22 protein-coding genes, 1 tRNA gene and 4 pseudogenes are annotated in these 25,608 nt (G+C 63.7%); 9 read left to right on the top strand and 18 right to left on the bottom strand.

Annotated features, from left to right (window positions below; translation table 11 throughout):
* Positions 1–48: 48 nt before the first annotated feature.
* The 6 genes and pseudogenes from K6I40_RS23935 to K6I40_RS23910 all read right to left on the bottom strand — a co-directional run.
* Positions 49–670, bottom strand: a pseudogene (locus K6I40_RS23935) (ATP-binding protein); the annotation flags it as partial.
* Positions 671–688: 18 nt separating this feature from the next.
* Positions 689–3,528: pseudogene (locus K6I40_RS23930) on the bottom strand (DEAD/DEAH box helicase).
* 119 nt (positions 3,529–3,647) lie between these two features.
* On the bottom strand, positions 3,648–4,283 hold the full coding sequence (locus K6I40_RS23925) for a hypothetical protein (RefSeq protein WP_222917448.1): 636 nt from the start codon (positions 4,281–4,283) through the stop codon (positions 3,648–3,650).
* A gap of 85 nt (positions 4,284–4,368) precedes the next feature.
* Positions 4,369–5,598 carry an ABC transporter permease gene (locus tag K6I40_RS23920; protein WP_222917446.1) on the bottom strand — a complete coding sequence of 410 codons (1,230 nt, stop codon included), beginning with the start codon at positions 5,596–5,598 and terminating at the stop codon, positions 4,369–4,371.
* On the bottom strand, positions 5,598–6,881 hold the full coding sequence (locus K6I40_RS23915) for an ABC transporter permease (RefSeq protein ID WP_222917444.1): 1,284 nt from the start codon (positions 6,879–6,881) through the stop codon (positions 5,598–5,600). Before K6I40_RS23915 ends, K6I40_RS23920 begins: the two co-directional genes overlap by 1 nt.
* On the bottom strand, positions 6,871–7,632 hold the full coding sequence (locus K6I40_RS23910) for an ABC transporter ATP-binding protein (protein WP_222917442.1): 762 nt from the start codon (positions 7,630–7,632) through the stop codon (positions 6,871–6,873). Before K6I40_RS23910 ends, K6I40_RS23915 begins: the two co-directional genes overlap by 11 nt.
* A gap of 676 nt (positions 7,633–8,308) precedes the next feature.
* Between K6I40_RS23910 and K6I40_RS28725 the strand changes: the two are divergent.
* Positions 8,309–8,461: pseudogene (locus K6I40_RS28725) on the top strand (MarR family transcriptional regulator); the annotation flags it as partial.
* A 219-nt stretch (positions 8,462–8,680) separates the two neighbouring features.
* On the opposite strand, the gene K6I40_RS23905 reads toward K6I40_RS28725, so the two are convergent.
* A tRNA-Tyr gene (locus K6I40_RS23905) sits at positions 8,681–8,754 on the bottom strand.
* Positions 8,755–8,881: 127 nt separating this feature from the next.
* Here K6I40_RS23905 and K6I40_RS23900 point away from each other — a divergent pair.
* From K6I40_RS23900 to ftsZ, 3 genes are all read left to right on the top strand, one after another.
* The gene (locus K6I40_RS23900; protein ID WP_222917440.1) at positions 8,882–9,508 is read left to right on the top strand and encodes a zinc ribbon domain-containing protein; all 627 of its coding nucleotides are present in this window, start codon (positions 8,882–8,884) and stop codon (positions 9,506–9,508) included.
* 195 nt (positions 9,509–9,703) lie between these two features.
* Positions 9,704–9,883 carry a ribbon-helix-helix domain-containing protein gene (locus K6I40_RS23895; protein WP_006185704.1) on the top strand — a complete coding sequence of 60 codons (180 nt, stop codon included), beginning with the start codon at positions 9,704–9,706 and terminating at the stop codon, positions 9,881–9,883.
* 2 nt (positions 9,884–9,885) lie between these two features.
* Positions 9,886–11,076 (top strand): cell division protein FtsZ, encoded by a 1,191-nt coding sequence (ftsZ, locus tag K6I40_RS23890; protein WP_222917431.1) that lies wholly within the window; start codon positions 9,886–9,888, stop codon positions 11,074–11,076.
* Positions 11,077–11,564: 488 nt separating this feature from the next.
* Here the strand turns inward: ftsZ and K6I40_RS23885 are convergent, their stop codons facing one another.
* The gene (locus tag K6I40_RS23885; protein WP_222917428.1) at positions 11,565–12,524 is read right to left on the bottom strand and encodes a TIGR00269 family protein; all 960 of its coding nucleotides are present in this window, start codon (positions 12,522–12,524) and stop codon (positions 11,565–11,567) included.
* Positions 12,525–12,806: 282 nt separating this feature from the next.
* Complete coding sequence (locus tag K6I40_RS23880; RefSeq protein ID WP_222917426.1) at positions 12,807–13,526, bottom strand: alpha/beta hydrolase; 720 nt, start codon at positions 13,524–13,526, stop codon at positions 12,807–12,809.
* A 180-nt stretch (positions 13,527–13,706) separates the two neighbouring features.
* Here K6I40_RS23880 and K6I40_RS23875 point away from each other — a divergent pair, with 180 nt between their 5' ends.
* A complete protein-coding gene (locus tag K6I40_RS23875; protein WP_222917424.1) occupies positions 13,707–14,405 on the top strand; it encodes a hypothetical protein in 699 nt (232 codons plus the stop codon).
* Between the two features lie 19 nt (positions 14,406–14,424).
* Here the strand turns inward: K6I40_RS23875 and K6I40_RS23870 are convergent, their stop codons facing one another.
* Complete coding sequence (locus K6I40_RS23870; RefSeq protein WP_222917422.1) at positions 14,425–14,784, bottom strand: hypothetical protein; 360 nt, start codon at positions 14,782–14,784, stop codon at positions 14,425–14,427.
* Between the two features lie 155 nt (positions 14,785–14,939).
* Here K6I40_RS23870 and K6I40_RS23865 point away from each other — a divergent pair, with 155 nt between their 5' ends.
* Positions 14,940–15,581 (top strand): helix-turn-helix domain-containing protein, encoded by a 642-nt coding sequence (locus tag K6I40_RS23865; protein ID WP_345779410.1) that lies wholly within the window; start codon positions 14,940–14,942, stop codon positions 15,579–15,581.
* Between the two features lie 17 nt (positions 15,582–15,598).
* On the opposite strand, the gene K6I40_RS23860 is transcribed toward K6I40_RS23865, so the two are convergent.
* From K6I40_RS23860 to K6I40_RS23840, 5 genes and pseudogenes are all read right to left on the bottom strand, one after another.
* Positions 15,599–16,600, bottom strand: coding sequence for a bile acid:sodium symporter (locus K6I40_RS23860; protein WP_222917418.1), 1,002 nt, complete (start codon positions 16,598–16,600; stop codon positions 15,599–15,601).
* A gap of 42 nt (positions 16,601–16,642) precedes the next feature.
* Positions 16,643–16,978 (bottom strand): annotated as a pseudogene (locus tag K6I40_RS23855) (HAMP domain-containing sensor histidine kinase); the annotation flags it as partial.
* Between the two features lie 193 nt (positions 16,979–17,171).
* The gene (locus K6I40_RS23850) at positions 17,172–17,960 is read right to left on the bottom strand and encodes an ABC transporter permease subunit (RefSeq protein WP_222920448.1); all 789 of its coding nucleotides are present in this window, start codon (positions 17,958–17,960) and stop codon (positions 17,172–17,174) included.
* A complete protein-coding gene (locus K6I40_RS23845; protein ID WP_222917406.1) occupies positions 17,953–18,936 on the bottom strand; it encodes an ABC transporter ATP-binding protein in 984 nt (327 codons plus the stop codon). Before K6I40_RS23845 ends, K6I40_RS23850 begins: the two co-directional genes overlap by 8 nt.
* A gap of 172 nt (positions 18,937–19,108) precedes the next feature.
* A complete protein-coding gene (locus tag K6I40_RS23840; RefSeq protein ID WP_222917404.1) occupies positions 19,109–19,912 on the bottom strand; it encodes a class I SAM-dependent methyltransferase in 804 nt (267 codons plus the stop codon).
* 107 nt (positions 19,913–20,019) lie between these two features.
* Here K6I40_RS23840 and K6I40_RS23835 point away from each other — a divergent pair, with 107 nt between their 5' ends.
* Positions 20,020–20,496 carry an SRPBCC family protein gene (locus tag K6I40_RS23835; protein ID WP_222917401.1) on the top strand — a complete coding sequence of 159 codons (477 nt, stop codon included), beginning with the start codon at positions 20,020–20,022 and terminating at the stop codon, positions 20,494–20,496.
* A gap of 45 nt (positions 20,497–20,541) precedes the next feature.
* Here K6I40_RS23835 and K6I40_RS23830 read toward each other — a convergent pair whose 3' ends face one another.
* Both K6I40_RS23830 and K6I40_RS23825 read right to left on the bottom strand, forming a co-directional pair.
* Complete coding sequence (locus K6I40_RS23830) at positions 20,542–21,426, bottom strand: deoxyribonuclease IV (RefSeq protein ID WP_222917399.1); 885 nt, start codon at positions 21,424–21,426, stop codon at positions 20,542–20,544.
* A gap of 276 nt (positions 21,427–21,702) precedes the next feature.
* Complete coding sequence (locus K6I40_RS23825) at positions 21,703–22,542, bottom strand: biotin/lipoate A/B protein ligase family protein (protein ID WP_222917397.1); 840 nt, start codon at positions 22,540–22,542, stop codon at positions 21,703–21,705.
* A 217-nt stretch (positions 22,543–22,759) separates the two neighbouring features.
* On the opposite strand from K6I40_RS23825, the gene K6I40_RS23820 reads away from it, so the two are divergent.
* Positions 22,760–23,668, top strand: a complete 909-nt coding sequence (locus K6I40_RS23820; protein ID WP_222917395.1) for a serine/threonine-protein kinase RIO2 — start codon at positions 22,760–22,762, stop codon at positions 23,666–23,668.
* A 240-nt stretch (positions 23,669–23,908) separates the two neighbouring features.
* Here K6I40_RS23820 and K6I40_RS23815 read toward each other — a convergent pair whose 3' ends face one another.
* On the bottom strand, positions 23,909–24,601 hold the full coding sequence (locus K6I40_RS23815) for a DUF2071 domain-containing protein (RefSeq protein ID WP_222917393.1): 693 nt from the start codon (positions 24,599–24,601) through the stop codon (positions 23,909–23,911).
* A gap of 407 nt (positions 24,602–25,008) precedes the next feature.
* On the opposite strand from K6I40_RS23815, the gene K6I40_RS23810 reads away from it, so the two are divergent.
* The gene (locus tag K6I40_RS23810; protein WP_222917391.1) at positions 25,009–25,539 is read left to right on the top strand and encodes a hypothetical protein; all 531 of its coding nucleotides are present in this window, start codon (positions 25,009–25,011) and stop codon (positions 25,537–25,539) included.
* Positions 25,540–25,608: the final 69 nt, after the last annotated feature.

Genomic DNA, 25,608 nt, shown 5'->3' with positions numbered 1-25,608 from the left:
CGTTCGCTGACCGGCGGCCTCGTCCCGCCGTTCGAGCCGTCGACTGCGTTACCGCGAGCCGTCGGCCGGGATCGTGACGGTGAACGTCGATCCCTCACCGGGTTCAGAGTCAACCTGAATGCGGCCGTCGTGGCTCTCGAGGATGCGGCAACAGAGCGCGAGCCCAATGCCAGTTCCGTCGTACTCCTCGCGGTTGTGCAGTCGCTAGAACACGCGGAACAGCGCTCCTGATCGTCAGGATCGATACCGATCCCCTCGTCCGCGACCGAGATCTCCCAGTTCTTGCCGTTGCGCTCGGCATCGATGTGCACTCGCGGCGGGTCGCCCTGGATCTCGAGCAATGACTCGGCAGTAATCTCGGCGTCGGCCCCCTCGATCATCACCTGCAGATCAGTCAGGACGTCCTCGAGGACGGCGTTGAGACGGGTTCGAACGGATCGCCCTGCGAGTCGATCCAGGAGTACTCGAGGAGGCCGTCAATCATGTCGCGCATGCGGTCCGCGCCGTCGACGGCGTAGTCGATGAACTCCCGGCCGTCCGCATCGAGTTCGTCTGCGTACTGGCTCTCGATGAGTTGCAGGTAACTCGAGACCATCCGCAGGGGCTCTTGGAGGTCGTGAGACGCGGCGTAGGCGAACTGCTCGAGGCGTTCGTTCGAGGCTTCGAGTTCGGCGACGGCCTCGGTGCATCAGTCCCAGAACGACTGGGTCCGCGCGTACTCTCGCTCTTTCGAGAGGATATCACGGTAGAACTCGGCTTCGTCCTCCCGGAGCTTGTTGATGATCCGGGCGGCGTTGTGGGGACCGACCCCGCGGGCGGCCATGGCGATCACGGCCTGCTTCCCGTGGCTCTGGACGAGACTCGCGGCTCGGAACGCGCGTTCGGTCATCTGCTGTTGCTCCTCGTCTTTCTCCTGAGATCGGACCGCCTGCACGACCTCGTCGGCCCATGGGTTCAGGGAGGCGACCCGGGTCGACCCGCACTCGGGACACTCGGGCTGGTCGGGCACCCGCTTGACCACCGTCTTCACCTTCCACTCCTTACAGTGGGTACACAGCAGGATGACGCGGTCGTCCTGTATCCGCTCCTTGACCGTCTTGATGACGCTCGCGTCGGCATTTTCCGGCGCGAGTAGTTCCTTGCCTCCCGACGAGCGACCGCCCAGCCCGATCGGCGTCCGCCCGCGGTGGGTCACCAGCTCAAGCTCGCCCGACTGGAGCCCCTCGAGCACCGCACTCGCGCGCTCGATATCGAGGTCCTCGTGGAACACCTCCCGAATCGCCTCCTCGTACATCGGCGTGTCCTCGAGCGCCGAGAGCAACCGGTCGTTCGAGATCCGTCCCGACCCATTGCTCTGCCAGCGCTTGAGCGCACCGAACTTCGCGGAGACCTGTGCGAGCCGGAACGCTAAGGCGTCGGAGCGCTTGAGCCCGAGTTCGACGATCGCCTCGACGTGGTCGGGGTCAGTCTCCTCGAGCACCTCGATCACTTCGCTGGTCGCGATCGAGTTCGGCACCTCGAGTTCGATCCGGTAGGGATCCGTCTCGAGCCCGACGGACGAGCCCGCACGCTGGCCGAGCAGTGCAGAGAGGATCCGGCCGAGCGTCTCGTTGGCCATGTGGCCGAAGGGGGCGTTGAGCACGATCGTTCGCCCCTGTCGCTCGAGCACCAGTCGATCGGCCGTCGGCATCGGCGACTCGCTATCGATCTGGGCCTTGAGTTGCGTGCAGGCCTCGGTCAGCGTGTACTCGTCGGACGGGTAGCGATGGGCGAGTTCGCGGCCGACCGCAGCGGCGTCGGCTCCGGTACTAAGCTGGGGCTCCGCGACGGCGCGGATCTCGCCGACCTCCCCTGCGACCGCGGCGGGAACCGGGATCTCCTGTCCGATCCACGACGGCACCTCGCCGGCGGGGTCCTCGATCGGGCTGACCTTGACCCGAGCGTCCTCGTCGTCGATTTCGGCGATCCGCCACATCTCGCCGCGCTGAATGAACACCTCGCCCGGCTGGGCGAAGTTGACGACGAACCGCTCGTCCAGGGTCCCGATCTGGCCCCCGAGGCGATGTCGTGGACCTCGTAGGTCTCCTCGTCGGGGATCATCGAGAGATTGGCGTAAACGTACTGCCAGGTGCCGCCGGTAGTTTCGATGCGATCTTCGGCCTCGTCGAACCAGAGGATCCGGTTCCGGTCCAGTTCCGAGATTATTTCGCGGACAGTCGCCTCAGGGACGTTCCGGAACGGGTACGATCGCGTGACGGTCTCGACGGCTTCGTCGACGTACGTATCTCCGCGGCTCTGGACGATCGCCGGTAACTGATTCGCGACCACGTCCAGACTGCCTTCGTGGATCGCTGCCGGCTCGACCTCGCCATCGCGGGCTCGTCGTGCGATCGACAGCGCCTCGAACGTGTCGTCCGGTCGCGTCGTGACGATCGTGCCACTCGAGACCTCGTCCTGACGGTGGCCCGCGCGGCCGATCCGCTGGAGCAGTCGGGTGACCTGCCGCGGGCTCTTATACTGGATCACGTGATCGACCTGTCCGACGTCGATCCCGAGCTCCATCGAAGAGGTACAGAGCAGGCCGTCGAGGTCGCCGGCTTTGAACCGGTCCTCGACGTCGATCCGGGCCTCCTTCGAGAGCGAGCCGTGATGGACGCCGATCGGCAGGTCGAGTTCCTTGAACCGCGAGCCTAACGCCTCCGCCGTCTGGCGCGTGTTGACAAAGATCAGCGTCGACTCGTTCGTCTCGACCAGGTCCCGAATCAGCCGGACGTGACTGGCCGTGTCGGCTTCGGTCATCAGTTCGCCCGCTAACTGCTCGTCTTCCGCTGTGATCTCAGGCTTGCGGACCGTCACGTCGACGTTGCTCCCGACGTCGATTTCCCGGATCTCACAGGGTCGACCGCCCGTGAGGAACTGGCCGACCTCACCCGGATCGCCGACGGTCGCCGAGAGGCCGATCCGCTGGAACCGCCCCGCGAGGTCGTGGAGCCGCTCGAGGCCGATCGCGAGCTGTGCGCCGCGCTTCGAGGCGGCGAGTTCATGGACCTCGTCGATCACGACGTGGGAGACGTCCGCCAGAGCCTCGCGCAGCCGTTTGCCGGTAAGCATCGCCTGGACGGTCTCGGGCGTCGTGACCAGCACGTCCGGCGGGTCTTCGGCCTGTTTGCCGCGCTGATACTGGGTCGTATCACCGTGGCGGACGTCGACCTCGAGATCTAAGTACTCACCCCACCACTCGAGGCGCTCGCGCATGTCGCGATTGAGCGCTCGCAGCGGGGTAATGTATAGCGCGCCGAACCCCTCCGGCGGGCCCTCACCTGCCACGAGATGGTCGAAGACGGGTAACATCGCCGTCTCGGTCTTGCCACTCCCGGTGGGCGCGATCACGAGCGTGTTCTCACCGGCCGACAGCGGCGGAATCGCCAGTCGCTGTGGTGCCGTCGGCCGGGAAAACCCGCGCTCGGAGAGCGCCCCGCGAACCGTCGTTCCGAGGTGCGTAAACGCCGCGACGTCCCCGTCAGTCATCGAAACGCGCTAGGATCGAACGCCGGATAAGGGCCACGTTTCCGGTGAATTCGATGGGGATCGCTCGAGTCGGCGTCGGCGATCACGGCAATCGACCGACGCGGCGGCCGAGGGTCGGTTCACTCCGCAAAGTCGTCGCTCTCACTCTCGGAGTCGGTAGTCTCGTCCTTGGAGTCCGCGTCGGTGTCGATATCGGTGTCGACGAGGTCCTCAGCGACGTCTTCGTCGACCGCCATCTCGCCCGGCTCCGCCGGTTCGCCCTGCACGTCGGGCTCGGCACGCTCGGCGATCTCCTCGTCCGAGCGCTCGTCGGTGTAGTCGGCGTTCGTCTCCGTTTCGTCGATCACATCGCCATCGGGTTCGTCCGTCTCCGTCGGCGACTCGATATCGGGCTCGCGTTCCGATTCATCGCTTCGCGGTCCGTCGATGGATATCTGCGTAATATCGTCGGGGACGGTGCCACCGGCTCGATTCCGAATCGTGTCGATCGAGCGATCGCCCGGAACGGCGTCCACGGCTCGGCTCTGGATGTCGTCGGGAACGGCGTCGTCCAGATTGTCCCGAACTTCGTCGACGGACTGGACGGGCACGTCGTCCCGCGAGCCCAGTACTCGCAACGCGGCGTAGGTGAACGCGAGCAGGCCGGCCGCAGTGAGGAGGTGTCTGCCGAACCGTCTCCTACGCGAGGCGACAGCTGTCGATCCCGATCCGGACACCGCGGTTGATCGCTCGCGGGCGGGTGTTCGAAGTTGCATCACGACATATACGGGTGCAACCGGCAAGTGGGTTCGGGGTGCGAAAGCCGGCACCGATCCCAACCCCGAGGCGACTGGTTGGCGGTCAGGCCTCGAGGTGTTCGATGCGGGCGTAGCGGCCCGCTCGCCAGCCAGCGACGATCGCGACGACCGTGCCGACGACGAGTGCGAGCGCAAAGCCGCCGAGATAGACCTCGAGCGGTGTCTGCAAGAGGTTCTCGAAGCCAAGCACTGAGGCCGAGAACCGGTTCAGTCCGAGCACGGCCAGCGGCGTCGCCGCGAGGCCGGCAAGTCCACCGACCAGGCCGATAACGAGCCCCTGTGCGCCGATCGTGCCGGCGAGGACTCGCCGGGACAGGCCGATCGCACGGAGTGCTGCGAGTTGCTCGCGCTGCTGATGGGCCACGAGCGCGAACAGGTTCGCCGTCAGGACGACGCCGCCGACGATGGCGAGGCCGACCAGCGTCGCGCCGCTCGCGAGGACGATCGTCCGCTCTTCGATCATCGACTCGACCTGTTCGTCGCTGGTTCGCACGTCGTACTCGGGGTACTCCTCACTGAGGTCGCTCGCGACGGCATCTCGGTTGGCGTCGTCCGCCACGTCCGCGGTGATGAACGTTGCCCGATCGGTTCCCGACGTGCCGGCGACAGCCTGTACGTCCCCCAGTGGCATCGTCACCGTGGGCGAGCTCAGATACTGCGAGTAGTAGCCGGCGGTCCCGACGACGGTGAACTCGTGGGCCTCGGCCGTCTGCCTGCTCGTCCCGACATAGATCGTGTCGCCGACGGAGACGTTCATTGCGTCGGCGACGCGTGGATCGATTACGATCTCGTTGGTCGTCGGCTCCTCGGGCGGAGGACCCGCGGCGGCCTCCTCGTCGACCTCGAACCCGCTCCCCGTTCGGAAATCGAACCCCTCGTGGGTCTGCTGGACACCGACCGCGGGCCTGCGTTCCAGCTCCGAGGCGTTCGTTCCGATATAGACGTCGTACATCGCGATCGGAGAGGCGGTCCGGATGTCGTCCCGAGCAGTCATTTCGGCAGCCATCCCGTGGGAGCCCACGATCGGGTTCTCGGTGCCGCTCGCAGCCGGATCGACCGGATCGCTCGAGACCCAGATGTCCCGGTTGGCCCGATCCAGTCCCTTCTCACCCTTCTCGACGACGCCGACGCCGAGGCTCGCGAGCACCGTCACCGAGAGCACGGCCAGCATGACCGCGAGGACTGTCAGGACCGTTCGACCGGGTGACCGACGGAGCTGTGCGACTGCAAGCCCGACGACGGCGCGGGTTCTGACGATCGCTCGTCCCAGCATTATCGGCCCACCTCCTCGAGGACGGACGTTCGCGCGGCCACGGCCAGCGGGTAGGGAACGGCGACCAGCCCCGCGACGAGAGCGACGACGATCGCGTACGGGACGAACACCGGGTGGAAGTGGGCGACCGCGCCCGGTGCGACGGTCGCACCGGCGACGGCGTTGACGGCGACGATCCCGGCCATGCCGAGTCCGATACCGACGATCGATCCCACCAGCGTCGTGATCCCTGTCGACACCACAACGATGGCGAGCCGGCTGTGAGTTGGGAAGCCGACCGACTCGAGGACGGCGAGGGTGCGCCGGTCCTCGTCGACAGTCATTCCCATGGTCGTCGCGACGAACGACGCACAGATGGTCACGCCGACCAGCAGCGCGATCACGCTCGTCGCGAACGCCAGGCCGTCTTCGAACAGCGTCGACGGATCGGTGCCACCAGCCACCTCGACCGCCGCGGCGGGGTAGGTGTCGGCGGCAGCCAACTGCGCCGCCTCGGAATCGCCCCAGAGCAGCAGCCGATCGGCGAGTTCGCCGTTGTCGGCGCCCGAGAACGACTGGAGTTCGCTCAGGTGAACCAGCGCGATCGGGGCACCGCCACCGCCCGCCCCCTCGTCCGCGACGGCCGCCACCGTCACCGAGGGGTTCGCTTCGCTGGCCCGTTCCGTGCCGCCCATCGAGACGGAGAGTTCGTCGCCCGCGGTGGCATCGAGTCGCTCCGCGGCGGTCGGAGAGAGGACGATCTCCCCGTTTCGCGGCCCGTCGTAGCTCCCGTTCGCGTAGTGGGGATCTCCCGACTCGAGGGCCGTCGTCGACAGCCCCGCGACGGTCCGCGACTCCTCGTCCGGCACGATACCGATCAGCCGGACGGGACGGGGATCGCCGTCCGTCGACTCGAGTCGCGCCGTCTCGACCAACACCGGCGAGGCGTGCTCGACGCCGTCCCGCGAGCGGATCGTCGCGGCCCGCTCGTTGGTCGCACCGAGCCGCGGCCCCTCGACGCCGTCGACGGACGACAGCGTCCCGCTCTCCTCGGGCGTGATCCGGACGTCCGCGTCGTCCTTGTTCGCCACGCCACCGTCGGCGAGCGCCAGCGCGACGCCCGTCACGACGACCAGAAGCGCTATCGTCAGTGCGACGGCAGCGATTGTCGACGCGATTCGGCCCGTCGTTGTTCGCGTCGCGCGTTGCCACCACCTGGAGAAAGTCAGTCCGACGACCCCTCGCCAGCGCGTCCGACGCCGCGAACCGGCGTCCGTAGGCAGGTCGTCGGCCTCATCGGACATCGTCCACCCGTCCGTCACACAGCGTGACGACACGATCTGCGACATCGAGCGTGGCCTTGTCGTGCGAGGCGACTACCACCGCCCGATCGCGTCCGACGTCAGTCAGCACCTCGAGAACGTCCCGGCCTGTCGCCGTGTCGAGTTCGCCCGTCGGCTCATCGGCGACGATCACGTCCGGATCCGTCGACAGCGCCCGCGCGATCGCGACCCGTTGGCGCTCGCCGCCGCTGAGTTCGCTGGGGAGATGCGTCGTTCGGTCACCGAGCCCGACCGCCTCGAGCAACGTTGTCGCGCGGTCCCGGCGGGCGGCCCGCGGAACACCCGACTGTACGAGCGGCAGTGCGACGTTCGCACGAGCGGAGAGCGATGGTAAGAGGTGGAATCGCTGAAAGACGATGCCGATATGGCGTCGCCGCATCCGCGTTCGCTCCGCGTCGGACAGCGCCGCGAGGTCAGTTTCGCAGAGCTCGACGCTGCCCGCCGTGGGGACCAACAGCCCCGCTACCGCGTGTAACACCGTCGACTTCCCGCTCCCGCTCGGCCCCTCGAGGCCGACGATCGTCCCCGTTGGGACATCGAGAGAGACGTCCCGGAGTGCAGTCACCGTCCGCTCGTCACCCGAGCGGAACCGCCCGCCCGTCGACCCGTACTCGTGGGTGACTCCCTCGAGGCGAGCGGCCGTCGCCGGTTCGCGTTCGTCCGTCCGATTCCCCACTGACGATCGCGAACCGTGTACTGATTGGTTGGACATTCGCAACGGTCTCACTCCCAGCGGACGGCCCACCGGCTCATTGTTTCGACCCGGTTACCCCTGGCAGACGGGCGTTACAGGCAGTTTCATGGAGACAATGGTCTTGAGACCGCACGCTCAGGAGCTGTCCGTCCCGTTGGGAACCGACGCGGTATCGGACGTCGTCGACCGACGCCACCGACCGGTAGGGACAGGTTGTCCCGCCAATCCCGTGGAAACGGGGCCGTACAGGTCAGTGAAGACGGACGTTTTCGGTCGCGGTCAGTCATTGATTTGACGGGCCGCTCCGTGATCGTCTAGCAGCGTGGCGACGATCCCGACCGACTCGGAGTCGACCTCGAGTGCCAACGTCTAGAAATCGGAATCCCCAACGACGGGTGATCACCGGCCGAGTGGCCAGTAGCCGTGATCACGAACTCGCGAACGGCCGTCCGTCCGCCGTCGGCCTCGGGGTGGTCACGTCAGCTGCTCACCGTCGTCGTCAAGGACGATCCCGCAGTCGTCACAGCACCACCAGCCGACCACCGGATCGCGTTCGGGCACTGCCGCGCCGCAGTCGGGACACCGTATCGGCTCCCCGGCTCGAGCGTTGGTCGTCTTACGCTCGCAGGCGTCCGCGAAGCGTTCGACGCGCTGGACGAGGAAGGCCTACCCATCGTCGGTCAGAGCAGCGACTTCTCGCCAGCATATCGCTCGGCGATGTCGGACGCTCGCGGAGAAGAGATCACTTACCCATCTCGGGAATGGTGTTTACGTCATTACGGACGAGGGAGAGACATATCGCGAGGAGGACCTCGACACGGAGACGTGGACTCGAGGAGAACGGTAACTCAGCCTGACCTGTAAGTTGTCGGTCGCCTCGAGAGGCCGGAGACCGAAAAACGGCAGGCTAGCCGCTTCGGGATTGATTGGTGAAACGGTCAGATCGCCCTGATTTGAACAGATGTCAGACGGTCGCGCTCACTCCGTTCGCGCGCTGCGACTGGCGTGTTCAAATTGGCTCGGTTGGACGTGCTTTCCGCTCACCGTTTGGTTTGCGGAAAAGCAGTCCGCCCTCCCCGATTTGAACGGGGGGCAAGTCGATCTACAGTCGACTGCTCTACCAGTCTGAGCTAAGGGCGGGTGCACTCAAACGTAGCCGCCGTGATGCACATAAGGGTTATTATTCGGGACGCCTCGTACATGTCAGGAATCGTTATCGGCAGCATGATTGATATAGGAGGCGTGATAACACGGAAGCAACTCACCGATGAGCAAGATCACGTTCCGCGCCGACGACGACCTCGTCGAGCAACTCGAGGACTTAGAGGCCTCCAAGAGTGAAGCAATGCGGGAGGCGCTGCGGTCGTATCTCGAGGGCAACGAGCCGGCGCGGAGCGGTAGGGACCGTTCGGACCAGCACAGCGATGGAGAGGGAGCCATCGACGAACTGGTTCGGAAACGGGTCGACGAGCGACTCGAGACACGATTGCGGGAACTCGGACTCGAGCACACGAGCGCGCGAGAACCGACGGCTGACTCGCAGGACATCAACGTCAGCATCTCGCTCGAGGGGGCGACGCAGTCCGACGAACGGGTCCAGATCGACGACGGGCGCACGCGAGAGACGACGAGCCAGTTGACCGAGGACCAGCAATCGACGCGGGCGCGCGAGCTGTCGGACACACAATCCAGCGAGGGAAGCGTCCAGTGCAACCAGTGTGGTGACCAACTCGACGGCGACCACGTCTACTGCCCCAATTGCGGCGAAAAAGCCTCGCGACGGCTGTTTTGTGACTGCGGCGACGAGGTCCGGTCGGACTGGTCGTTCTGTCCCGGCTGTGGTCGTCGGACACCTGCAGCGGACGTCCTCGAGTCAGACAAGCAACAGTACTGACCGGTGTAAGACACGGAAAGTCAGGCTCGGCGAAAGCTTTATTATTCAGGCCGAACTTCCACTTATTCGCGTAAGACGGATTGTCTTACACCCGTCGATAAGACGGAAAATCGCCCGATGTCGGGCAGTTCCGTCGTAAGACACGCCGCGTCTGACAGGGGCGCGCCACCGTCTTACCCAACGGGGAATACAACCATGGAGCGTGTGACACTGCGAATCCCGAAACAGCAGATCGAAGAAGTAGAACAATTAGTCGACTCGGGCGAATTCCCGAACCGAAGCGAAGCGATCCGATCGGCCGTTCGTGAGATGATCAACGAGCAACAGGACGGACCTAGTGAACAGTCCGGCAAACGCAACTGGGCTAAGGTGTAACGATGCAGGATATCGTCCAGGACGCCTTGGAGAACGCGGAGGAAGAAGCCCAGAAGATGGACGCCCCGATGGACGGTGACGACGAGTTCGGGGAGCCCCGAATCGTGATCGTCGGTGCGGGTGGTGCCGGTAACAACACCATCAACCGGCTGTACAACATCGGTGTCGACGGTGCAGACACCGTGGCGATCAACACGGACAAACAACACCTCAAGATGATCGAGGCCGACACGAAGATTCTCGTCGGCAAATCGCTCACGAACGGGCTCGGCGCTGGCGGCGACCCGTCGATGGGCGAGCGCGCGACCGAGATGGCCCAGGGCACAATCAAGGAGGTGCTGGGCGACGCAGACCTCGTCTTCGTGACCGCCGGCATGGGCGGTGGCACCGGCACGGGTGCCGCCCCCGTCGTCTCGAAGATCGCCAAAGAGCAGGGTGCGATCGTCGTCGGAATGGTCTCGACGCCCTTTAACGTTGAGCGCGCCCGTACGGTCAAAGCCGAGGAAGGCCTCGAGAAGCTGCGCGAGCAGGCTGACTCGATCATCGTGCTGGACAACAACCGACTGCTCGACTACGTTCCGAACCTCCCGATCGGCAAGGCCTTCTCGGTGATGGACCAGATCATCGCCGAGACCGTCAAGGGAATTTCGGAGACGATCACCCAGCCATCCCTGATCAACCTAGACTACGCTGACATGTCCACGATCATGAATCAGGGCGGCGTCGCGGTGATGCTCGTCGGCGAGACCCAGGACAAGAACAAGACCGACGAGGTCGTCAAGGACGCGATGAATCATCCGTTGCTCGACGTCGACTACCGCGGTGCGTCGGGCGGACTCGTCCACATCACCGGCGGCCCCGACCTCACGCTGAAAGAGGCCGAGGGCATCGCCGACAACATCACCGAACGCCTCGAGGCCAGTGCAAACGTCATCTGGGGCGCACGAATCCAGGATTCGTACAAGGGCAAGGTGCGGGTCATGGCGATCATGACCGGCGTCCAGAGCGCACAGGTGCTCGGCCCGACGACCCAGAAGCAGGCCGACAAGTCCCGCCAGAGCATCGAGGGCGTGACCGAGGCTGAGTTCGACGCGAGCAAGAACGTCGAGAACGCCAGTTCCGGGTTCGGCGCGCAAAGCGACGGCGGCCGCGACGAAGTCGATCGACAGAACGGCGTCGACGTGATCCGGTAATCGAGATATCCCGGACCGATCCGGCACGACCACACGATTGACACACCACCATCGTGCCGACCGGTGATCGGTTTCACGAGGTATGTTTTATACAAATTCGGTTTGCGAGTGGCGACACTCGTCGTGGCTCAGTACGTGCCACCCTATCGCCGAATGATATGTGGACGCACAGCTGCACTATTGCTGAACGACTTTCGTCGATAGGAGAACCTGTTCAGATGTGCTATAACTATCTCAGGATTACGTCCAGTATATCTGGCGAGTCTAACAACTGTAGGAACCGAGAGAAAAGTGAACCAATACTACTCGAGTCAAACGGTTGTCGTACGCAGTGTCGACGAGGTCGTGCTGCGTATGACACGGTGTATACGCTGTAGAGCGGCGTCCATACCCCCAATCGGAATCGCGGGTCCGAGGATGAACAATCAGTGAACGGAATTGAGACGGCGAGAGTGGGGGAAACGGATGATTGAGGGCAGAACTCGAACTCAGACTAACGACTCGAGCAGCGAGCACTTCCGACAAACCTCTCGAGTCGTCGTCGATCCACACTTGACGCACTCCTGTAGGTCAGCACCGTCGTCGCCGGCGTACTTCTCGGCCGCGATATCCGCGAGTTCCTCGTATCCCGAGAGGATCGAGTGGCGAGTCCCGGGATGGTTCTCCTCGAGATCGTAGATAAGCTGCTGGATCTCACCCCGGTAGGCCTCGCTGGCGTGCGGACACTCGGTGATGTGTGCCGGGAGGTCGTTGATGTGGGCGTAGAGGGCGACTTCCTTCTCGGGGACGTCCCGCAGCGGCTTCGCCCGCGGGACGAACTCGTCTTGCTCCTCCCGTTCGGAGAGGGGGCCGAGGCTGGCGTCGAAGTGTTTCGCCATCTGTTCGACGTCCCCCTCGAGGATGTTCATGAGCGCGGTCTGGGCCTCGTCGTCGAGATTGTGGCCAGTCAGGAGGAGATCGGCGTCGTATTCGTCGGCGTACTCCGAGAGGAGATCCCGGCGGAAGACGCCGCAGTAGGCGCAGGCGGCCATGTTTTCGGGGTCGTCCTCGACGACGTCGTCCATCCGGACGCCGAACTCCTCTTCGTAGCTGACGAGTTCGTGGCGGATCTCGAGGTCCTCGCAGAGTTCGACGCAGGCATCGACCGATTTGTCTCGGTACCCCTCAATGCCCTCGTGAATCGTCAGCCCGACGAGTTCGATGCGGGGATCCTTGGCGAACGTCTCGTGGAGGATCTGTGTGAGGACGACACTGTCCTTGCCGCCCGAGAGGCCGATCACCCAGGTCTGTGGATTCTCGGGCGTCACGTCGTGGGGGACGAGATCGTCCCGGCGGACCCGGCGACGCACCCGCTTTTCGACCGATTCGCGGAAGTGATCCGCACAGAGGTGTGCCCCGGAGTAGGCGGCGTGCATGACCGCCTCCTCGTCACAGCGGTTACAGTCCATTAGCGGTCCGTTGTCGGTCACCGCCAATCACGGTTTCGTCTGGCGGAGGCGACCGGCGGCGTCTCACGACGATGTCTTACAGTCAGTGTGAGCGGTCAGCCGCGGTCGTCGCCGCCTCGAGATGGCACTACTGAACGACCCCGCTGAGCGCTCTCGATGAGGTTCTCGCGATCACACGACGGTGATTTCTGCGTTCCCTGCTTCAAGGTGGACCGCAACTGCGCGCGCTGATCGACGCGCTCTGAGCGAGGGCGGTGGCGGCGGTGCGATGGCGCGTCTGGTTCAAGCGGGGACCCGTTCTCGCTCCTCGACGGCGTCGGAGCCGTCCTCGAGAGCGGCGAGCAAGAGGTCGACGTAGCGGTCGCGGGCGGCAGAGGAGAACAGTTCGTGGCCGCCGTTGTAGAGGACGACGTGTTCGGCGGGTACTCGCTCGCCGATCGGTCGGAGACTGACGACGGGATCGCGCAGCGAGCAGAAGACGACCGCGTCGTGGTCGATCGTCAGGAGGTCGGCCTGTGCGCGGCGAGTCTCTCGGATGAACGCCGGCGAGATCCACGACGGCGTCGTCTCGATCTGGTGGTCCGTCGTCCGTTCGCCCAGTGCCTCCTCGTCGAGGTCGCCGATCGGGAGACACGGGAAGGTCGTTGGGAGCTTCGAGACCGCGTCCAACAGCGGCTTGGGGAAGTCCTCGCCGTACCCCCACCACGGACTCAGATAGACGTGATTGTCCGCGCCGTCCAAGGCCTGGGCTACGAGCGCGCCTGCGCTGTGGCCCAGTAGCTGGTACTCCTCGAGGTCGCGGACGTACTCGGCGACCGGCTCGAGCCAGTCGGCTTTGAAGTCGTCGATATTCGTGGGGAGTTCGAACGCGTGGACCCGGTAGTCGGCCTCGGTCAACTGTCCGATGAGCCAGCTGACGTTCTCGTGGGTCCAGCGATTGCCCCAGCCCATGACGAAGACGAGTTCCTCCTCGCCGTCCTCGTTGAAGATCCGGTGTCGCATAGGTTTCCGTTCGCCGGGAACCGATAAAAACCTGATCTCTCAATGCGGCGCTCGAGACGGTCGCGGCGTCATGGCGGTTCGGCCATGACTGAGTCGGGCACGAACCCGCGGAACCGCTGGCGGGTGTCACTACCGCCCCACTGAGAAACGACTTTGCGCGTCGACGCCCAAGGGAGCGCAATGACTGGATTTGACCGCAGTGACGCGGTCGATCGCCTCGAGGAGATCGTCAATACCGTCGCGAACGAGCGGATGCCGGTGCCGGTCCGCGAGGTGTGGGCCTTCGGCGACGTTGCGCTCGGTCTCGATCCCGTCGAGCGTCTGGACGTCTACGTGACCAAGGACATCCTGCTGCGCGACGACAGCGAGTCGACCGACTCGAGCGCCGGTGGGGACGACTCGGACGGACAGGATCCAAACGCCCGGTTCCGAGAGTCCCACGGCATCGAAGGCGTCGGTAAATCCGTTCGAGCGGACTGGGCTCGCGACTATCCCGAGTATCTCCGGGCCAACGCGAACGGCCACGCCGCGCCGGAAGGGTGTTTGGCCGCCCACCTTCTCGCGGACGATGAACCCGTCCACCTCGAGGTCTGTAACTCGCCGTTCGAGGACAACGTCACCCAGCGTCTGCGTGGCGCGCAACTGCGCGAGGACTACACCCAGTTGCTCGATCCCCGTGGGGTCTGCCTCTGGGCCGAGGGCACCAGAAGCGACGAGGCGTTCCGGAAGCTCCGCGAGGGCGAGCTGGCCCTGCCGACGCTGTCGGCCGCCCTCGAGATGCTCGGCATGGACGACGACGAGGCCGAAACGGCGGCACAGGAGCTCCACGCCTGGCGCGAACGTCAGGACGGCGTGACGGTTCGCGGTGACGTGGTCTGACGCTATCAGTACCGCTGTCTTACGCGTCCTGTACGTCCTGAACGATCGTGTGAACCTGCTCGAGCCGTTCGGATACTGTCGCGCGATCGACACGAACGACTTCACTTCGGCGATCGTACTCGACCAAACCAGCTTCGTCTAGTTTCGGCAGGTGAATATGGCGGAGTTCCGTCGCGATGCGGTGCTCGTCGGCGTCATGCGCAGCCGTTTCCGGTGCCCGCTCAACAACGTACTCGACGAGTTCCTCGTTCGTGACGACGTCCGTCTCCGTCTGCATCACGTACCGACAGAGTGACCGACGACAGGAATTGCCCAGTACGTCGAACAACACGTCGATCGATTCCGGTTCTCTGGGCCGCGTTCCATCTCTGCCATTCATTGCCCAACAATGGACGGTTCCGTCGGATAGGGACGGCGCGTAAGTATTCACGTCCTTTATACTAGTTGTTATTTGCCTCGTGGATTCGGACCACAAGTAAGAAACCGTACTGCGACGTTCCAAGAGATAATCGCTATATGCTACTCGCTACGCTCTTGGTCGATTATCCTATTTTGCGCGAAACGCTCTCAGAAGCGCTCGATATCGAACTTACGTGGGAACAATCGGATCTCACCGGGGACGGTGGTCATCAGATGCTCGTCTGGGTCGACGGCGACGGGTTCGAGAAGTTCGACGCCGGCCTCGAGGCCGATCCGACCGTCATTGCGTCGTCCCCGGTTGTCGAGTTCGACAGCCGTCGCCTCTACCAACTCGAGTTGACGCCCGATGGCCAGCGAGTGAGCGTCTATCCGACCGTAATCAAAGAAGGCGGCGTCCTACGAGAAGTGACCGCGACACACGAGGGCTGGTATTTCCGCGTCGCCTTTCCGAGCGACGAGGCGCTCGAGCGATTTCACGCCTTCTTCATGGAGCACAGTCTGGAGGTCGAAATTCGAGAGCTGTACGACGAAAGCGAGTCACTCGGGCTAGCGGGGTCGCGATCGCAGTATGGGATAACGGACCGACAGTGCGAGGCACTCGTCGCTGCCGTCGACACCGGGTATCTCGACATTCCGCGATCCTGTTCGCTGGCCGAACTCGGCGAGCGGTTCGATATCTCGCCGAACGCAACGTCGGAACGTTTCCGGCGCGGCGTCAAGCGACTCATCGAGAACACGGTGTATTCGAGCAACTGATCGCCGTAACTCACGGGTCACTCGTCCGGTTCGATACCGGGGACCGCAATCGTGTCCGGTGCCTCCGAGACGAGCCACGCCGGCACGACTCGAGTGAGGACGACCATGCCGGTCAGTTCGACGAGCGTCTGGGTGACGACGACCGCCGGAGCTAGCTCGTAGCCTGCAGGGAGCGCAAGTGCCAGCGGGAGTACGACTAGCGAATTTCGCGTCACAGCGGTGAAGATGAGCGCGCGGCTCTCACCGGTATCCATTCGGAGGAGCCCGGCCGTCACTCGACCGAGAAGCGGCATGACGACGAGAAAGGCGACGTACACCGGGACGACAGCGGCGATCTGACCGATCGAGTCCTGGACGCGAGGCAACTGGGAGACGATCACGACCAGCAGAGTCGCACCCATCATCGGGACGGGAAGCCACCCCATCGCCGCCTGCCATCGGCGGCCGGTTTCCGACCGCGTCGCCCCCACTTCGGTGAGCCATGCGAGCGCCAGCGGCATCACGATGAGAAAGAAAAACGCCTCAAGGAACGGTTCAGGCTCGACGATAGTGGCAATCCGGCTTCCCATGAACAGCCAGAGATAGACCGGCAATAGGAGTAACTGCAGGAGCAGTAATGCCGGCGTCGCAGCGGTGATCTGCTCGGCGTCCCCGCCGGCGAGGTCGGTAAACGCGATCACGTAGTCGATACAGGGCGTCAACAACACCATGAACGCACCGACGAGAACCACCGGTTCCTGCGGGAGAAATCGAGTGAGCCCGTAGACGACGACCGGGACGACGAGGAAGTTCAGCCCGAACGCACCGGCCATGAACCGGCCGTTCGTAAACGCCGCGCGAAACCGGACGAAGGGAATCTCGAGGAAGGTCACGTAGAGCAACACCGCGAGAACGGGGGTGATGAGCCGCTCGAAGAGCGCTGCGATCGCCGGTCGCCCCACTCCGATCCCGACGGCGAGCGCGACCGCGACTGCGTAAACGGCGATCTGGTGGCGCTGCAACCGTTCCTTCGAACGCATTACACGGGCGTTAGCACGAGAATCGTAAATCAACCGTGGTCTCTAGGCCACGAATTCGACCCCGGTAATCTCGAATCGCGCGCCGCCGTCCGATCCCTCGGTAACGGTTATCGACCAGCCGTTCGCGTCGACGATCCGTTCGACGATCCCGAGCCTGTACCCCGTTCCCTCGCTCGCGGTGGAGTAACCCGGTTCGAAGACCTGCTCGCGCCGGTCGGCCGGAATCCCGCACCCGTCGTCCTCGAGGAAGAAGCCGTCTGCGAGATCGTCGACGGTAACGGTTACGCCCGAACCACCGTGTTCGACGGCGTCCTGCTGAGTTTGCGATGCAGGGTTCGTCGATCCGTGTTCGACGGCGTGGCCAGACAATCGCTCGAGTGCGGCGTTCTGATACAGGACAACCCCGTCCTCGTCGAAAACGGTGTAGAGGTCCGGACTCCCCTCGACGAGCGCTTCGAAATCTGGCATCGATATGATCGGTGTTTCGCAGTCGAACGGTATCACTTGCCTGGTCGTGTTCCCCCAATGACAGAAACTGATATGTTACCGAATCCGGCACTGTGAGTCGGTTTCAGTGGATATCGATCCGTCCGAACCACAGTTGGCTCGCGACGAGGAAGGCGAGCGTCATCGCGACGAGAATCCCCGCCCCGACGAGGTCGTAGCTCCCCTCGAGCAACACTGCGTTCGGATCGTAGTAGCGCATCGGTGCGATCGCACCGACCGTCTCGGCGTCGGTCCCGGTGAGCAGCGACTCGGACAGGAAGAGCACGAACGTGACCCCGAGAGCGACCCGCTGGGCGATCGCCGCGCGATCGAAGGCGACCGACGCGAGCAGGCCGATCCCGGCGCAGGCGAACAGATAGGGGATCGAGAGCAGGTGGACCGCGAGCACGTCCGCGGCGGCGAGGGGGTGGTCGATCAGTCGCGCGCCGACGTAGACGACGACCGGCGGCAGGAGGTTCGCGCCGACGATCGGGACCGCCATCGCAGCGAACCGTTCGCCGACTACTCGCGCCCGGGAAATCGGAATCGAAAGCAGAATATCCATCCGGCCGCGATCGACGTCGTCGGCGATCGCTCCCGCTGTGGCGTAGGCCAGATACAGGCCCAGCATGATGATCCAGCCGAAGGTGTAGAGCTCGAACGAGAGGAACCCACCCAGACTCGTCATCGTTTGTATGCCCATCACCTGCAGAATCGGTTCGGGATAGGCGGCCAGCAGCTGGTTGAGGTCGACCTCGGCCTCGAACGACGGGTAGACCCAGATGACCATCGCCGCGAGCAGGGAAAGTCCAATCGAGAGATAAATACTACCCCGAATCCGCCGGCGACCATCGTACCGCGTCAGTTCAAACATCGCCATCACCCGTGTTGCCCTCGCCTGCGCTACCAGCGACGGCCCCGCGATCGCCCTGCTCGCCCCGGTCGGTCGTTGCCGAGCCGCCGTAGAACCGCATGAAGACTTCCTCGAGGGGCGCTTCCTCGATCGAGAGGTCGAGCAATCGGTACTCCCGGAAGGCTGCGAGCAGGGCGTTGACGTCCCCGGTGAACGTAAAGACGTATTCGGTCCCGTCGCTCGGGCCGGCCCCGGTATTGGACTCGAGCCCGTGAACGCCGTCTATTTCGAGCGATTGAATTGGGATCGACTCGTCGGCGTGGAGCCGGACGAACTTGCCGCTTCTGTCTAACAGCGATTCGACGGGCTCGACCGTGACCAACTGTCCGTTCCGAATGATCCCGACGCGATCGCACAGCTTGCGGACATCGCTCAGGATATGCGATGAGAAAAACACCGTCAGCCCCGCCTCCCGCTCGGCTCGAACGAACTCGTTGAACCGCTGTTGTAACAGGGGATCGAGCCCGCTGGTTGGCTCGTCTAAAATCACCAGGTCGGGGTCGTGCATGAACGTCGTCACCAGCCCCAGTTTCTGGACGTTCCCCCGCGAGTACTCCCGGATCTCGCGATCGAGCGGCGGGTCAAACAGCTCGAGCAACTCGTCGCTGCGCTCGTTGCCCTTCAGCGAGGCGTGCAAGTCGAGGATCTCTCGGCCGGTCGCCGTCTCGTCGAACGCCGGATCGTCGGGGAGGTAGCCGAGCCGACGCTTGGCCTCGAGCAGTTGCTCCTCGTCGGTTACGTCCCGTCCGAGCAGCCGGGCCGTTCCGGCGGTCGGCGAGAGCAATCCGAGTAGCGTCCGGATCGTCGTCGTCTTCCCCGCGCCGTTCGGTCCGAGGTAGCCGAAAATCTCGCCGTGCTCGACATCGAACGTGACGCCGTCGTTGGCGAGTACCTCGCCGTAGTCCTTCGTGAGCCCCTCGAGTTCGATTGCGGCCATACGTTGCCTTAGTGGCCTGACACCATTGCTGTGGTGGTCCAGCGGCCGGTCGTGGGTCAACGGAGACGCGCATTCGACCGTGCGTGGCATCAAAATGCACGTTTCAGCGACTGTGGCCGACGGTGAATCGAACAGTGACTGAACGAGCGATATCGGCTGCTCGAGCGGCGAGCTACGACTCCGGAACGCGGCCGACGGTCACGTAAAACGGCACCCGTTCGGTCCGTCGGTAGTCGCGGTCACGCATCTGCTCGATCACGTCTCGACCCATCTCGCGCCACGACCCGCGGAGGTCATCGTACTCGCCTTCGGTCAGCGCGCCGGCGAGCAACGTCGTCCGATCGTCGGCCAGTCCGTCACCGGTCGCCTTGCGGCGGGCAGCCGTCAGCGCGCCGTCGCTGTACGGCGGCTCGACCGTCCGAACGTGATCGTACCGGCGGGTTTCGAGCACCTCGAGTCCCGCTGCGTCGAACGCCTCGCGGGCGTCGGCTCCGAGCGCGACGTCCGTCTTTACGCCGTCGAGGTAGGCCCGGCGCGCGCGGCGCTCGAGTTGGCCTTCCGCGTCGACGCTCGAGTCGATCTCGACCGCAGCGTTGTCGGGTTCGACGGCTGCGACGAGGTCGCTCGAGACGCGCGCGAACTCGGTGACGGCGGCCGCGGGCTCGGGCAGATTGATCAGCAACGCCTGACAGACGACGAGATCGAAGGTGTCGTCGGAGAACGGAAGTTGAAATGCATCACCCGCCACGACCGGGACGTGCTCGCCCGCGGTCGCGAGTAGGTCGGGATCGGCGTCACAACCGATTACCTCGCCCGGCGACTCCGCTGCGAGGACGCGGCTCAACTCGCCGGTCCCACAGCCCACGTCCAGAATCCGGTCGCGAGCGTCGAGGGCGAGCGATTCGAGGGCGTCGCGGGAGTCGGCCCACATCCCCTCACGGGTTCGGCTGAGGTACGATTCGGAGAACTCGCGCACGGACGGCCGTACGAGTGAATCGAGTAAAAACGGGTCGGTTTCTCGAACTGGTCAATACCGATTCACTCATCAGCAATAATTAACTCGCCGGAAGAAAGGAACCAGATATGCCTACGCTCGAGCTCGAAACCACGATTCACGCCCCCATCGAGCGAGTATTCGACCTGGCCAGGTCCGTCGACGCTCACCTCGAGACGATGGCAGACCACGACGAATCAGCCATCGAACGGCCGAGTACGGACCTGTTGTCCGAGGGCGACCACGTGACCTGGCGAGCTCGTTACTTCGGGCTTCACCTGGAGATGACGGTCGAGATATCGGACTGTCAGCGACCGACGTTCTTCAGGGACGAGCTCGTTTCCAGCCCGTTCGCCGAGCTCCGCCACGATCATCACTTCACGGCCGTTTCGAGCGACGTCACGCGACTGTGTGACGAGTTCTCGTTTTCCTCACCCGGTGGACCGGTCGGGACGCTCGTCGATCGTGCGTACCTCGATCGGTACATGCGAGAGCTTCTTGCACAGCGAAACGCGCGGTTGAAGCGGGTCGCAGAAACCGGAGAATGGAAATCGTTTCTGGAGTGAGTTGCCGTCAAAACGGCGAGTTTCGTGGCAGCTGCCCTGAAACGATTACGGTCGCACCGGCTCCGCCTGTCGGAGCTCTTTGACTTTCTCGATGTTCCACGCGAAGCCGCGGCCGTCCTCCGTCGGCGTCTCGAGCGCGAACGGAAGCTCCCGCAGATCGGGATGGTTCACGATCGCCTTCATGCCGTCCTCACCGATGTAGCCCTCGCCGATGTGGGCGTGTTCGTCCTTGTGGGTGCCGACGTCGTGTTTCGAGTCATTGAGATGGATGTACTCGAGGTACTCCAGGCCGACCTCGTCGTCGAAGCGACCGACGGTCTCGTCGACCGCCTCGGGGGTCGTCAGGTCGTTGCCCGCGACGAGCGTGTGGGCGGTATCGATGCAGATCCCGATATCCGTCTCGGTGCGGTCGATGATCCCCGCGAGGTGCTCGAACTCGCCGCCGAGCTTCGTCCCGCTGCCCGCGTCGGACTCGATGAGGATCTGAACGTCGTCGGGAACCTCGAGGTCGTCGATGACGCTCGCGGCGTTGTCCAGTCCGCCCTCGACGCCAGCGCCGGTATGGGCTCCGAGGTGGACGTTGACGTACGGAATTCCGAGTCGTTCGGCGGCGTCGAGTTCCGCCTGCATGCTCTCCATGGACTTCCGGCGGAGGTCGTCTTTGGGCGTACAGAGATTGACGAGGTAGGCCGAGTGGATGACCCACGGCCCCTCGAGTCGTTCGTCGCTCTCATCTCGGAAGCCCGCGGCCGCCTCGTCGCTGATCTCGGGCTGTGCCCAGACCTGCGGCGAGGTGGTAAACACCTGCCCGCAGTTCCCGCCGAACGCGGTCTGGCGGTGGACCGCATTGCGGAGGTCGTCGTACGGCGGTGTTTCCTTGTCAGACGAGACGCGCGATCCGGAGATCGAAACGTGTGCGCCAACCTTCATGGCCACTCGTCAGTACCGGTTCGTGATAGGTACTTCGGAGCGACTCGAGTTCAAACAGCGTCTCTATGCTTGGCTAAGATGCGTGCAGTGGCGCGTGCTGGGCTACAGTTTGCCAGTGGCGAACCGTCGCTCGAAGCCGCGTGAGGTCTTCGTTCACTCTGTTCACGAAGACCTCGCGCGGTGTTCTCCGCGATTCACTGATCGTTCATCGCAGGATAGCACGCGCCACCGCAGCAGTCACTCGAGTCACGTCACGAGCGGCCGGTCGATCACTAATTATTGCTGCTCGCCGGCCTCAAGCACCTCCCGGTCCCGAACCCACGCGTCGGATCCAAATTTCCGGTCGGCAAGGTCACGGGCAGCCTCGAGTTCGCCGTCGCGCCACGTCGATTCCTCTGCGTCAGCCCAGTCGCGCAGCGCGCCTGCGATCGCGTCGACGGCCTCCTCGCGGTCAATTCCAACTTCGTCTCGGATGCTCGTCACCCGATCCGTGAACGTCGACTCCTCGAGATCAGTATCGAAGACACCGACATGTTTCCGGGGCTCGAGAGCGTAACTGATCGAGCCATGCTGGATGACGACATCGCGCTGGCGGTACTGTGCGTTACCGCTGATCTTTTTGGCGTCCGCGCCCGCGTCCGCCGGTGCGACGATGTCGTGTGCCGGGTTGATGTCCCGCAGATAGCACGAGGGATGATAGATCGCGTCCTGTTCGGCCGACGCGAAGGCCGCGTCGACGCCCATTCGATCGAAGGCCTCGAGGATCGGCTCGCAGAACAGCTCGTAACAGTCCATCAGGTTCCCCGGAACCTCGTCGGCGGGTGCAACGATGGTATAGGAAATATCGGCGTACCGGTCGTGATAGATCCCGCCGCCGCCGGTCTGTCGGCGCGTCACGTCGATCCCTTCCCGATCGCAGAAATCCCAGTCGACCGTGTCGGCTTCCTGTCGATACCCAAGCGAGAGTGTGCTCGGTTCCCACGAGTACGTACGGACGGTTCGAACATCGTCCTCGAGCGCCGTTCGCGCGGCGATCTCCTCGATGGCCATCTGTGTCGCTCCGTCACGGGGTTCGTCCCGAATTAGCCGCCAGTCCCGATCGGCCAGTGCCGTCATGTGCGAAGCCACGCGGACGAGGTGGAAAGTGATTCCGACGGATGCGCGATTCCATATAGCATTATAGCATTTATCATAAGTAGGGGCGACTAGGTCCGAGGGGCTCGAGACAGCGTCGGACCACGATCAGCGGCCACGACCCAAGGGCGGGCGCAACCAACGCTGCTGGTGGCCGGCCGTCACGCCGTTTTTACGTACACACCGGCTACGGACTCCTATGGTGCGAAACGTCGCCGGGTTGCTCCCGGAACTCGACGAGGAAGACTTCTATCTCCTCTCGGGGGTCGAACAGGGGATGCGGTTCTCCGAGTGGGTCCAACGGGAGAAGCTCCCGAAGTTCGCCAACATGACCGAAGAGGAGGTCGACTACCGCCTCGAGCGTTGTCTCGAGCGCGGGTTAGTCGAGAAGAAGACGATCCAGTACGAGGGATACACCCTCCAGTTCGAGGGCTACGACGTCCTGGCCTTGCGAGCACTCGTTGAGCAGGACACGATCTCGGAGTTCGGCTCGCCGCTGGGCGTCGGGAAGGAAAGCGACGTCTACGAGGTCAAGTCCTACAAGCCCCTCGCACTGAAGTACCACCGCGAGGGCTATACGAACTTCCGGAAGGTCCACAAGGAACGCGATTACACGTCGGACAACGACCACGTCTCCTGGATGTACACCGCTCGAAAGGCCGCCGAGCGTGAGCATAGCATTCTCGAGGAACTCTACCCTGACGTCGCGGTTCCCCAGCCGATCGGGCAGAATCGCCACGCCATCGTCATGGAGAAGATGGACGGCGTTGAGCTCTCCCAAACCCGCCTCGAGGACGAACAGGTGCTGGGTGTCCTCGAACTACTGCTCTCCGAAATCTCGCGTGCGTACGTGAACGGGTACGTCCACGCGGACATGAGCGAGTACAACGTCTTCGTCAACGAGGAGGGCGTGAAAGTCTTCGACTGGCCCCAGGCCGTCCCGACCGATCACGAGAACGCCGAGGAGTTCCTCCGGCGTGACCTGACGAACATCGTCGGCTACTTCCGCCGCAAGTACCCCCAGCACGTCCCCGACGAGCTCGCGAGCGACGACATCGCTCGCGCCATCGAAGACGAGTCGTTCGAGTCACTCGCAGCCCACGTCTGAGAACCCGCGACCGAAGCAGCGCCACCGCTTCTCGAGGAATCGACGTTTTCGTGCGCGTAAGCGCCGTGTTCACGCTCGAGAGCGGCGTGATCGCAAGTCGCCCGTCGTAGCACAAATAGTGGACGAACTCAGAAATAAATCGAAAGACGCTATATCAAAGTAGTGTAATACCCTCTGCTCGGAGAGGGAATCTGTCGATCCGTTGTGCCAGTAGTTGCCTACTGTCCGTTACCCAGTAGTTCACTCCCATCGCTTGCTCTGTCCGGCGGTCACGTCGACGCCCGGGCTGTAGTAATAGATCGGCTCCGCGTCCGGCAGTCGAAACCCGTTGGCAGTGAGTAGCGTGTTAGTCTCGACGGCGGCGGCCGCTGGATAGAGCGTCCACGGGTCATGTTCGACGGTCGTGTATCTGAGCGTGTCGTCGGGTGCTTCGGTGAAAAACCGGTACCGCTCGACGAGGAACCGCGCCAGCGAATCGTCGGCCGCCGAAAAGGAGTCTCCGGTCGGTCCGTAGGTTGCTTCGTAGGCCGCGGGTCGCGCCCCAGGATGCCGACGGCGACTCGAGAACGCTACTCGGCCGTCGGCTTCGGTAAGCGAGATTCGGGCGTAATAGTAGGGGAGATGTTGGAAGCAACGCGCACCGAGCACGCTCATCACGCCCTCTGCATCGAGACTGAAGAAGTAGACGCCCGGCTCGCCGTCACAGGTGACGTACGTCCGGAGGTTAATTTCTGGCAGTGGGATTCCCAGCCGCGACGGGATCCCTCGCGGCCGAACGGTGACGTTGGTAAACGGAACGACCGAGAGCCACCCAGTGCCGTCATGTTCGTCGACGGCGAGTCGCTCGGGGAGGTGTGCGTCGATTACGTCGGCAGCGACGGGCCAGTTCTCGAACAGGAGGTTCCGCCATCCCATCTCCAGCGAGCAGACCATGTCGAAGTATTGGTAACCGTACCGAAATGAATTGCCGTTTCGGTATCATGTGACAGCGCGGACTGGAGAGCGACGATCTCGTCGTGTGAACGCGAGAATCATGGCTCGAGTTATATGGGTACTCTTTCCGAAGTTGCTCGGGTTCCTAGATCTCGCCTCTGTTCTTCAAGGACGCAGACCTGTGTTCCGACCGCGCGAGAAACGCCGCCCCAACGCCCCCGGCCCCGGTTGTCGACCCACCACACACCTGTGTTGTCGCTCCCGAAATTGGGTTCTCGCTCATCGTCTCCCCCTGTTATCGCCTTCCCTCTTTTAGGTTGCCCTAAATATTGTCGTTCTCCGCCGGAGACTGTCGCAGCGACCGACGGATGGTGGACTTAATCCCACTCGCGTTCGTAGCCCTACATATGAGTGGTGATAACACACAGAGTCTCGACAGTGTCGGTATCTGGGGCGGCGGCGTCACCGGCGGACTGGTTGCCGGGATCGCGATGGGGCTGGTCCTCCACCTCGGCGGGAACCAGATTGAACTGTTGGGCGGGCTCGCGACGGATCCTGGCACGGCGGTCGGCGTCGGCTGGACGATTCACCTGATGTTGAGCATCGCGTTCGGGCTCCTGTTCGCCGTCATTGTCTCGAGGAAGGCGATCCAGCAGCTGGTAGACAACTTCAGTGACTACGTCGTCATGGGGCTCGCTTTCGGTTCGGTCCTCGGGCTCTTCGCCGGCGGCGTCCTGTTTCCGCTGGCGATGGAGCGGGCCGGCGTGGCAGCGTTGCCGCTGCCGTTCCTCCCGATCACGGGACCCACAGCGGAGCTGTTCAGCGCGCTCGTGTTCGGCCTCGGCCACCTCGTCTACGGACTGGTGTTGGGCTCCGTCTTCGCGACGATCAACGGGATCACGCCCAGCGGCGTGCGTGATTTCGTCGCGATACGGTAATCCGGAAATCGGCCGGCAGTCGGGCGATCGCTTCGCGAATTGCTAACACGGCTACTACGGAGTTCGAAG

The organism is Natrinema sp. SYSU A 869, assembly GCF_019879105.1.
Lineage (GTDB): Archaea > Halobacteriota > Halobacteria > Halobacteriales > Natrialbaceae > Natrinema.
This window is presented reverse-complemented; position numbering and strand designations above follow the sequence as displayed.

Excerpts from the sequence above, each read along its gene's own strand:
- K6I40_RS23860 (WP_222917418.1), bottom strand. The coding sequence starts at position 16,600 with ATGCGTTCGAAGGAACGGTTGCAGCGCCACCAGATCGCCGTTTACGCA.
- K6I40_RS23880 (WP_222917426.1), bottom strand. The coding sequence starts at position 13,526 with ATGCGACACCGGATCTTCAACGAGGACGGCGAGGAGGAACTCGTCTTC.
- K6I40_RS23895 (WP_006185704.1), top strand. The coding sequence starts at position 9,704 with ATGGAGCGTGTGACACTGCGAATCCCGAAACAGCAGATCGAAGAAGTA.
- K6I40_RS23810 (WP_222917391.1), top strand. The coding sequence starts at position 25,009 with ATGAGTGGTGATAACACACAGAGTCTCGACAGTGTCGGTATCTGGGGC.
- K6I40_RS23815 (WP_222917393.1), bottom strand. The coding sequence starts at position 24,601 with ATGGTCTGCTCGCTGGAGATGGGATGGCGGAACCTCCTGTTCGAGAAC.
- K6I40_RS23910 (WP_222917442.1), bottom strand. The coding sequence starts at position 7,632 with ATGTCCAACCAATCAGTACACGGTTCGCGATCGTCAGTGGGGAATCGG.
- K6I40_RS23870 (WP_222917422.1), bottom strand. The coding sequence starts at position 14,784 with ATGAATGGCAGAGATGGAACGCGGCCCAGAGAACCGGAATCGATCGAC.
- K6I40_RS23885 (WP_222917428.1), bottom strand. The coding sequence starts at position 12,524 with ATGGACTGTAACCGCTGTGACGAGGAGGCGGTCATGCACGCCGCCTAC.
- K6I40_RS23900 (WP_222917440.1), top strand. The coding sequence starts at position 8,882 with ATGAGCAAGATCACGTTCCGCGCCGACGACGACCTCGTCGAGCAACTC.
- K6I40_RS23915 (WP_222917444.1), bottom strand. The coding sequence starts at position 6,881 with ATGTCCGATGAGGCCGACGACCTGCCTACGGACGCCGGTTCGCGGCGT.
- K6I40_RS23820 (WP_222917395.1), top strand. The coding sequence starts at position 22,760 with ATGGTGCGAAACGTCGCCGGGTTGCTCCCGGAACTCGACGAGGAAGAC.
- K6I40_RS23825 (WP_222917397.1), bottom strand. The coding sequence starts at position 22,542 with ATGACGGCACTGGCCGATCGGGACTGGCGGCTAATTCGGGACGAACCC.
- K6I40_RS23925 (WP_222917448.1), bottom strand. The coding sequence starts at position 4,283 with ATGCAACTTCGAACACCCGCCCGCGAGCGATCAACCGCGGTGTCCGGA.
- K6I40_RS23850 (WP_222920448.1), bottom strand. The coding sequence starts at position 17,960 with ATGTTTGAACTGACGCGGTACGATGGTCGCCGGCGGATTCGGGGTAGT.
- K6I40_RS23875 (WP_222917424.1), top strand. The coding sequence starts at position 13,707 with ATGACTGGATTTGACCGCAGTGACGCGGTCGATCGCCTCGAGGAGATC.
- K6I40_RS23835 (WP_222917401.1), top strand. The coding sequence starts at position 20,020 with ATGCCTACGCTCGAGCTCGAAACCACGATTCACGCCCCCATCGAGCGA.
- K6I40_RS23830 (WP_222917399.1), bottom strand. The coding sequence starts at position 21,426 with ATGAAGGTTGGCGCACACGTTTCGATCTCCGGATCGCGCGTCTCGTCT.
- K6I40_RS23920 (WP_222917446.1), bottom strand. The coding sequence starts at position 5,598 with ATGCTGGGACGAGCGATCGTCAGAACCCGCGCCGTCGTCGGGCTTGCA.
- K6I40_RS23845 (WP_222917406.1), bottom strand. The coding sequence starts at position 18,936 with ATGGCCGCAATCGAACTCGAGGGGCTCACGAAGGACTACGGCGAGGTA.
- ftsZ (WP_222917431.1), top strand. The coding sequence starts at position 9,886 with ATGCAGGATATCGTCCAGGACGCCTTGGAGAACGCGGAGGAAGAAGCC.